Genomic DNA, 7866 nt, shown 5'->3' with positions numbered 1-7866 from the left:
ACCCCACGATCCCGGAGCCGACGCCGACGGACCCGACGCCCGACTAACCCGAACCCGACGGATCCGGAGCCGACGGATCCGGAGCCGACGGACCCGAACCCGACGGACCCGCAGCCGACGGACCCGGGCGAGCCCACCGGTGACCCGACCGACCCGCCCACCTCGGACCCGACCGACCCGGGCCACGACAACGGCACCGGCGGCGGCAACGGCGGCAACGGCGGCAACGACAATGACCCGGCCGGCGGCTCCAACCCCGTCGAGCAGGGCAAGGGCAAGGACAGCCTGACCGACACCGGCTCCAAGCCGGTCGAGCAGGGCGGCAGTAAGGGTGACCAGGGCGAGCTGGCCGAGACCGGCGCCGCCGAGACCACCTTCCTGCTGATCGGTGCCGCGACGATGATCGCCGGTGGTATCGGCTTCCGCATCCTGCCGCGCCTCGTCGGCAACCGCGCCGCCGCCTGAGCAGGGTGACGGCTTAGTCACGCACGGCGACGTGCGGGGCTGCGGTCAACGACGTGCCCGCGGGACGTCCATCAGAAAGGGCCCGGAGTCTCCTGTGAGACTCCGGGCCCTTTCGCACGCCGTGCGACGCCCGCGCGGACCGGCCTACGCGGTCTGGTGCGCGAGGAGCGCGACCGCCGCGATCAGCACCACGAGCAGCGCTATCAGTGCCGCGGGATTGAGCCCCGCGAAGGGTCCGTCCTGCTGGAGGCGCTCGCGATTGGCCCGGCACACGGGGCAGCGGCCTTCACTCACGGGCGCTGCGCAGTTCGCGCATACCAGCCGATCCAGGGTCATGCGCTTCTCCTCCCGCACAGTCTCAGCCTGCCCAACGCTGGGGGGAACCCAATCGTTCCCCCTACCACTGTGCCAGCTTCCGCGGATTTCGGCGCGGCCCACCATGACAAATCGTGCAACTCAAGACGCCGACTGCGCTCCCCCACCGGCTTCGCGTAGGGTCACGCTCACCTACCCCCGGCAAACCGTGGTGCATCCGTGATCCGATTCGACAACGTCTCCAAGGCCTACCCGAAGCAGACCCGCCCCGCGCTCAGGGACGTCTCCCTGGAGATCGAGAAGGGCGAGTTCGTCTTCCTGGTCGGGTCCTCCGGCTCCGGAAAGTCCACTTTCCTGCGGCTCGTCCTGCGCGAGGAGCGCACCAGTCACGGCCAGGTGCACGTCCTTGGCAAGGACCTCGCGCGCCTGTCCAACTTCAAGGTGCCGCACATGCGCCGCCAGCTCGGCACCGTCTTCCAGGACTTCCGCCTCCTGCCCAACAAGACCGTCGGCGAGAACGTCGCCTTCGCGCAGGAGGTCATCGGCAAGTCCCGGGGCGAGATCCGCAAGTCCGTGCCCCAGGTCCTCGATCTCGTGGGCCTCGGCGGCAAGGAGGACCGGATGCCCGGCGAGCTCTCCGGAGGTGAGCAGCAACGAGTGGCGATCGCGCGCGCGTTCGTCAACCGTCCCAAGCTGCTGATCGCCGACGAGCCGACGGGCAACCTCGACCCGCAGACCTCGGTCGGCATCATGAAGCTGCTCGACCGGATCAACCGGACCGGCACCACCGTCGTGATGGCCACCCACGACCAGCAGATCGTGGACCAGATGCGCAAGCGGGTCATCGAGCTGGAGAAGGGCCGTCTCGTCCGCGACCAGTCGCGCGGCGTGTACGGCTACCAGCACTAGCTGCGAGCCACGGACACGGGCACTCCCGGTGCCCGTGTCCGCGTCCGCCCGTACCTCTGATCCACCTGATCCACTGAAAGGCCGCCATGCGCGCCCAGTTCGTCCTGTCGGAGATCGGCGTCGGTCTCCGCCGGAACCTCACGATGACCTTCGCGGTCATCGTCTCCGTAGCGCTCTCGCTCGCCCTGTTCGGCGGTTCGCTGCTCATGCGTGACCAGGTGAGCACGATGAAGGGCTACTGGTACGACAAGGTCAACGTCTCGATCTACCTCTGCAACAAGGCGGACGCCGAGCAGGACCCCAAGTGCGCCAAGGGCGCCGTCACGAACGAGCAGAAGGACCAGATCCTCGGCGATCTGAAGAAGATGCCCGTCGTGGACACCGTCCAGCATGAGTCGGCGGACGAGGCGTACAAGCACTACAAGGAGCAGTTCGGCGACTCCCCGCTGGCCAGCTCCCTCACGCCGGACCAGATGCAGGAGTCCTTCCGCGTCAAGCTGAAGGACCCGGAGAAGTACCAGGTGGTCGCGACCGCCTTCTCCGGCCGTGACGGCGTGCAGTCGGTGCAGGACCAGAAGGACTACCTGGACAACCTCTTCGAGCTGCTCAACGGCATGAACTGGGCGGCGGTCGCGGTGATGGCCCTGATGCTGGTCGTGGCGCTGATGCTGATCGTCAACACGGTGCGCGTCTCGGCGTTCAGCCGCAGGCGCGAGACGGGCATCATGCGCCTGGTCGGCGCGTCCAGCTTCTACATCCAGATGCCGTTCATCATGGAGGCCGCGGTCGCCGGTCTCATCGGCGGCGGGCTCGCCTGCGGAATGCTGGTCGTGGGCCGCTACTTCATGATCGACCACGGCCTCGCGCTCTCCGAGAAGATCAATCTCATCAACTTCATCGGCTGGGACGCGGTCCTCGCGAAGCTGCCCCTGGTGCTCGCGATCGGCCTGCTGATGCCCGCGCTTGCCGCGTTCTTCGCGTTGCGCAAGTACCTCAAGGTGTGACAAGTACCCTCAGCGAAACCGGGCGCCGTGCGGTTCAACCAACCGTGCGGCGCCCCTCGTTGTCCTAGACTCACCGGCATGTCAGGCCTCGACCGGTTCGTGGACCGGTGCACACCGCCCCGCCGCATCCGCCGCGGGGCGACCCTGACGTTGGTGTTCGCGAGCGTCCTCGCCACCGGGGCGGCCACCGGCTCCTGGAGCGACGAGGCGGACGACGGCCGGAAACCGTCCCCTCCTTCGGTACGTTCGGAGGCCGCGGGCCCGTCGGCGGGCACCGCCGGCGCGGCGGCCGACGCCGCGGCCGAGGCCATGGCCGACGGCAAGTCCGCCAAGGCGGCCGCCGAGGAGGCCGTCAGCCGCAGCGGAGACCGCTGGGGAGCGGTGTACTCCCACGGGGAGTACCAGAAGTTCGAGCAGGCCCTCGACGGCGCGTACACCGGCGTCGGTCTGTGGGCGCGCCGCGCGGCCGACGGGCGCATCGAGGTCTCCCGTGTGCAGAAGGGCGGGCCCGCGGCCAGGGCGGGCGTCCGCGCGGGCGACCGGCTGCGCTCCGTGGACGGCAGCGAGGTCGCGGGGCGCCCGGTCACCGAGGTCGTCTCGCTGCTGCGCGGCGACCGGGCGGGCACGCCGGTCAGGCTCGGCCTTCAGCGCGGCACGCGCGCGTGGACCGAGACCCTGCGCAGGGCCCGCCTCTCCACGGACTCCGTCACGGTCACCGAGCTGTCGGGCGGCGCGACGCTGATCAAGGTCGACGCGTTCACCAAGGGCTCCGGCGAGGCCGTACGGGACGCGGTGCGCGAGGCGCCCCACGGCGCCGGTGTCCTGCTCGACCTGCGCGGGAACTCGGGCGGCCTGGTGACGGAGGCGGTCACCGCCGCGTCCGCCCTGGTCGACGGCGGCCTGGTGGCGACGTACGACGTACGGGGCGAGCAGAAGGCCCTGCACGCCCGGCGCGGCGGTGACACCGGCAGACCGGTGGTCGCGCTCGTCGACGGCGGCACGATGAGCGCGGCCGAGCTGCTCACGGGCGCCCTCCAGGACCGTGGGCGCGCGGTCGTGGTCGGCACGAAGACCTTCGGCAAGGGGTCGGTGCAGATGCCGAGCCGCCTCCCCGACGGCTCCGTGGCCGAGCTGACCGTCGGGCACTACCGCACCCCTTCGGGGCGGTCGGTGGACGGCCGGGGCATCACGCCGGACCTGGAGGCCGAGGACGGGGCCGAAGCGCGGGCCGAGACAGTATTGACTGGCCTCGGACCCCCCTCGTAGTGCGAAAATGGCCGCACTATGGCCAAGGAAAAGGTAAAGCGCAAGGCCGCGAAGGCCGCTGAGAAGGCTCCCGCCCGCAAGATCGTCGCGCAGAACAAGAAGGCGCGGCACGACTATCACATCCTGGACACCTACGAGTGCGGCCTGGTGCTGATGGGCACCGAGGTCAAGTCGCTGCGGCTCGGCCGGGCCTCCCTGGTGGACGGCTTCGTGCACATCGACCGCGGCGAGGCGTGGCTGCACAACATCCACGTCCCGGAGTACGTGCAGGGCACCTGGACCAACCACTCCGCCACCCGCAAGCGCAAGCTGCTTCTGCACCGCGCGGAGATCGACAAGCTGGAGTCGAAGTCGCAGGAGACGGGGCACACGATCGTGCCGCTCTCGCTGTACTTCAAGGACAGCCGGGTCAAGGTGGAGATCGCCCTGGCCAAGGGCAAGAAGGAGTACGACAAGCGGCAGACGCTCCGCGAGAAGCAGGACACGCGCGAGACGAACCGCGCGATCTCGGCGGCGCGGCGCCGTCAGGGCATCGGCTAGGGGAATGCGCTGGCACCGTCGTGCGTTGGTCACGTACGATGGGTCTCGCTCCGCTGGTGACGGGGCACCCGGATCGAAGATCCGCCGCAGGGCGGGCCGGAAGGTCCATTTTGAAAAATCAACATGGGGATGATCGGTTTCGACAGCGGATGTCGAAGCAGGGGAAGCGTGTCGAGGAAGCGGCAATGATCTCGTTAACCATATGTCGCAACAAATAATCGCCAACACCAAGCGCGATTCCTTCGCCCTCGCTGCCTAAGTAGCGACTTGCGAAGTGTCAGCCCGGGGCTGTTCCCGACCCGGATCCTGGCATCAGCTAGGGAACTAGACTTCTAGGCCCGGTCACGGGACCTAGGAGGAAATCAAACAGTGACTGGGCCCGTCGGCGACTTGTTCGCGTGATCGCCGGGGCCGAGAAAATCGCAGCGAACTGCACACGGAGAAGCCCTGATTCTGCACCGTTGGACGCGGGTTCGATTCCCGCCATCTCCACAATTCCCATGTGAGGTCAAAGCCCTCTGGTCCCCGGACCAGGGGGCTTTTTCCGTCCCGTACGGAGCGGGGTCTTCTCCGGCGCGGCCGGGTCGGGGATGCTCCAGGGTCATGAGTAGACCCGTGAGACGCGTCAACAAGCGTATGCGCCACTGGATCTTGCCCGCCGTGCTCGCCGTCGCGGCGGCCGGCCTCTCCTTCGGCCCCCCGGCCGGGGCGGACTCCGACCGGTCCGGGCTCCCCGAAGCCATCGACGCCGTCCTCGGCGACCCCCGCATGGAGGGCGGGGCGGCCAGTGTCGTGGTCGCCGACGCGGCCTCCGGCGACCTCCTGTACCAGCACCTGCCCAGCGGGCGCCTGATGCCCGCGTCCAACACCAAGCTGCTCACCTCGGCCGCCGCCATGGAGCTGCTCGGTCCCGGCCACCGCTTCACCACCGACGTCCTCTCCGACGGCGCGCGGCGCGGAAACGTGCTCCATGGGGACCTGTATCTGCGTGGCACAGGTGATCCGACGACACTCGCCAAGGACTACGACGGCCTCGCCGCGAAGATCGCGGACTCGGGGATCAGACGGGTGTCGGGGCGCCTCGTCGCCGACGACACCCGCTTCGACGCCCGGCGCATCGGCGACACCTGGGGCGGCGACGACGAGTCCTCGTACTACGCGGCGCAGATCAGCGCCCTCAGCGTCGCCCCCGACACGGACTACGACACCGGCACCGTGATCGTCGAGGTCTCGCCCGGCGCGAAGGCGGGGGCCAGGCCGCGGGTGACCGTGACGCCGGAGACGGACTACGTGGACATCGATCTGCGGGCGGCCACCGTGGCGGCGGGCGGCGCCGACACCGTCGCCGTGGAGCGGCAGCACGGGAAGAACGTCATCACCGTCAGCGGCACGGTGCCGGTCGGCGGGGACACCACCAAGGAGTGGGTGACCGTCTGGGAGCCGACCGGGTACGCCGCCGCGGTCTTCCGCGACGCGCTCGCCGCGCACGGCGTCAAGGTGAGCGGCCCGACGAGCGCGGGGAAGGCCACGCCCCGGGGCGCCGAGCGGCTCGCCGCGCACGACTCCATGCCGGTCAAGGACCTCATGGTCCCGTTCATGAAGCTGTCCAACAACATGCACGCGGAGTCCCTGACCAAGGCCATGGGGTACCGGGCGACCGGACGGCCCGGCAACTGGGAGGACGGGATCGCCGCGATCGGCGGCTATCTGAAGACCGCCGGTGTCGACCCCGGCAAGATCCGCCAGGTGGACGGCTCCGGCCTCTCGCGCAAGGACAACGTCGCGGCGGAGCAGTACATCAAGCTGCTGCGTTCGGTGCAGGCCGAGCCCTGGTACGACGACTGGTACCGGTCCCTGCCGGTGGCGTGCGCGCCCGGCAAGTTCGACGGCGGCACGCTGCGCACGCGGATGTGCGGGACCCCCGCCGCCCTCAACGTCCATGCCAAGACCGGCTCGTTGACGGGGGCGTCGGCGCTGTCCGGCTACGTGAAGGACAAGGACGGCCGCGAACTGGTCTTCAGCATCATCCTGAACAACTACCTGCCCTCCTCGGTGAAGGCTCTGGAGGACGCGATCGTGGTGACCCTCGCCTCCTCGACCGCCGACAGGGCCGAGCCCGTCACACCCCGCTCGGTACGCGGGTCCGAGCCGGACGGCGACGTGGAGTGCTCGTGGCGCAAGCCTGCGCGCTGCTGAGCAGCAGGGCGGTGCAGGCGGCGGCGACCGGCACCCAGTAGCCCGTGGCGGGCCCGAAGCGCTCCACCGCCCAGCCGCCGCACGCGGCGCCGCACGCGATGCCCCCGAGGAGGCCGGTCACGGCGAGGGTCATGCCTTCGTTGAGCCGCCCCTCGGGGGTGCGGCGCTGGACCAGCGTCATGCCGGTGACCATGGTCGGTGCCGTCGCCATGCCCGCGATGAGCAGGGCCGCGGCGAGGGCGATGAGCGACTTCGTGAGAGCCACCGCGAGCAGCGGCAGCGTCATCAGGGCCGCCATCGCCGCACCGCACAGGAGATGCCGTCGCACGAGTGGGCCCCGCGGTTTCACGGCCCCGTAGACGAGCCCCGCCACACAGGAACCAGCGGCCTGGAGGGCAAGGACGGCCCCCGCGGCGGCCTTGTTCCCCCGGTCGTCGGCGAAGGCGATGGTGACGACCTCCAGCGAGCCGAAGACGGCACCGGTGGCGAGGAAGACGACGAGCAGAGCGGGCATCCCGCGCGCGCGAAGCGGTGACCGCGACCCGGCGGCGGAGTTCGCGCGTCCCCGCGGCGGAGGCTCCGTGGCGCGCTGGGCGGCGAACACCAGCACCCCGGTCACCAGCAGGATCACCCCGGCCAGGGTGCCCGCCTGCGGAAAGAGCGCACCGCACAGGAAGGCGGCGAGGACCGGTCCGAGCATGAAGCAGAGTTCGTCGGCGGCCTGTTCGAAGGAGTTGGCGGTGTGCACGGCCCCCGCGTCGCCCTTGAGGAGGTGGGCCCAGCGGGCCCGGGACATGCCGCCGGTGTTCGGGGTGGTGGCGGTGGCCGCGTAGGAGGCGAAGAGCGTCCAGTCGGGGGCCCCGTGGCGCACACAGAGCAGCAGCGAGAGCGAGCCGAGCGCGGCGACGGCGGTGGCGGGCACGGCGACGCGCGCCTGTCCGTACCGGTCGACGAGGCGCGCCGTCCACGGCGCGACCACGGCGGTGGCCGCGAGGCCGGTCGCGGTGACGGCACCGGCGAGGGCGTACGAGCCACGGGCCCCGGAGATCATGATGACGGCGCTCACGCTGAACATGCCCATGGGCAGCCGGGCGATGAGGTTGCCGACGGTGAAGGCGGTCGCGCCGGGTMTCGCGAGGAGGGCGGCGTAGGGGTTGCGCGGGGTGCGCGG

Annotated in this window: 7 protein-coding genes, 1 other RNA gene and 1 pseudogene; 7 read left to right on the top strand and 2 right to left on the bottom strand. The window is 70.3% G+C overall.

The genetic code is table 11. The annotated features are described in order from the left end of the window. Window positions 1-465, top strand: a pseudogene (locus AB8Z36_RS21320) (hypothetical protein); the annotation flags it as partial. A 144-nt stretch (window positions 466-609) separates the two neighbouring features. Here the strand turns inward: AB8Z36_RS21320 and AB8Z36_RS21315 are convergent. Further along, window positions 610-801, bottom strand: a complete 192-nt coding sequence (locus AB8Z36_RS21315; RefSeq protein ID WP_369214950.1) for a hypothetical protein — start codon at window positions 799-801, stop codon at window positions 610-612. 198 nt (window positions 802-999) lie between these two features. On the opposite strand from AB8Z36_RS21315, the gene ftsE reads away from it, so the two are divergent. The 6 genes from ftsE to dacB all read left to right on the top strand — a co-directional run bounded on the left by ftsE (window position 1000) and on the right by dacB (window position 6695). Further along, a complete protein-coding gene (gene ftsE / locus AB8Z36_RS21310; RefSeq protein WP_030788113.1) occupies window positions 1000-1689 on the top strand; it encodes a cell division ATP-binding protein FtsE in 690 nt (229 codons plus the stop codon). A gap of 86 nt (window positions 1690-1775) precedes the next feature. Continuing rightward, window positions 1776-2693, top strand: a complete 918-nt coding sequence (gene ftsX, locus AB8Z36_RS21305) for a permease-like cell division protein FtsX (RefSeq protein WP_369214949.1) — start codon at window positions 1776-1778, stop codon at window positions 2691-2693. A gap of 78 nt (window positions 2694-2771) precedes the next feature. Continuing rightward, window positions 2772-3959 (top strand): S41 family peptidase, encoded by a 1188-nt coding sequence (locus AB8Z36_RS21300; protein WP_369214948.1) that lies wholly within the window; start codon window positions 2772-2774, stop codon window positions 3957-3959. A gap of 18 nt (window positions 3960-3977) precedes the next feature. After that, a complete protein-coding gene (gene smpB, locus AB8Z36_RS21295; RefSeq protein WP_369214947.1) occupies window positions 3978-4499 on the top strand; it encodes an SsrA-binding protein SmpB in 522 nt (173 codons plus the stop codon). A 125-nt stretch (window positions 4500-4624) separates the two neighbouring features. Beyond that, window positions 4625-4994, top strand: a transfer-messenger RNA (tmRNA) gene (ssrA, locus tag AB8Z36_RS21290). A 108-nt stretch (window positions 4995-5102) separates the two neighbouring features. Then, window positions 5103-6695: a D-alanyl-D-alanine carboxypeptidase/D-alanyl-D-alanine endopeptidase gene (gene dacB / locus AB8Z36_RS21285; RefSeq protein ID WP_369214946.1), complete on the top strand. Its 1593-nt coding sequence runs from the start codon at window positions 5103-5105 to the stop codon at window positions 6693-6695. On the opposite strand, the gene AB8Z36_RS21280 is transcribed toward dacB, so the two are convergent. Beyond that, a partial coding sequence (locus tag AB8Z36_RS21280) for an MFS transporter (protein ID WP_369214945.1) occupies window positions 6619-7866 on the bottom strand: 1248 nt, incomplete at its 5' end. The genes dacB and AB8Z36_RS21280 overlap by 77 nt on opposite strands.

It is taken from the genome of Streptomyces flavofungini, assembly GCF_041028215.1.
Taxonomy (GTDB): Bacteria; Actinomycetota; Actinomycetes; order Streptomycetales; family Streptomycetaceae; genus Streptomyces; species Streptomyces flavofungini_B.
The sequence above is the reverse complement of the archived record's forward strand: the minus strand, read 5'-3'. Positions and strand labels throughout refer to the sequence as shown.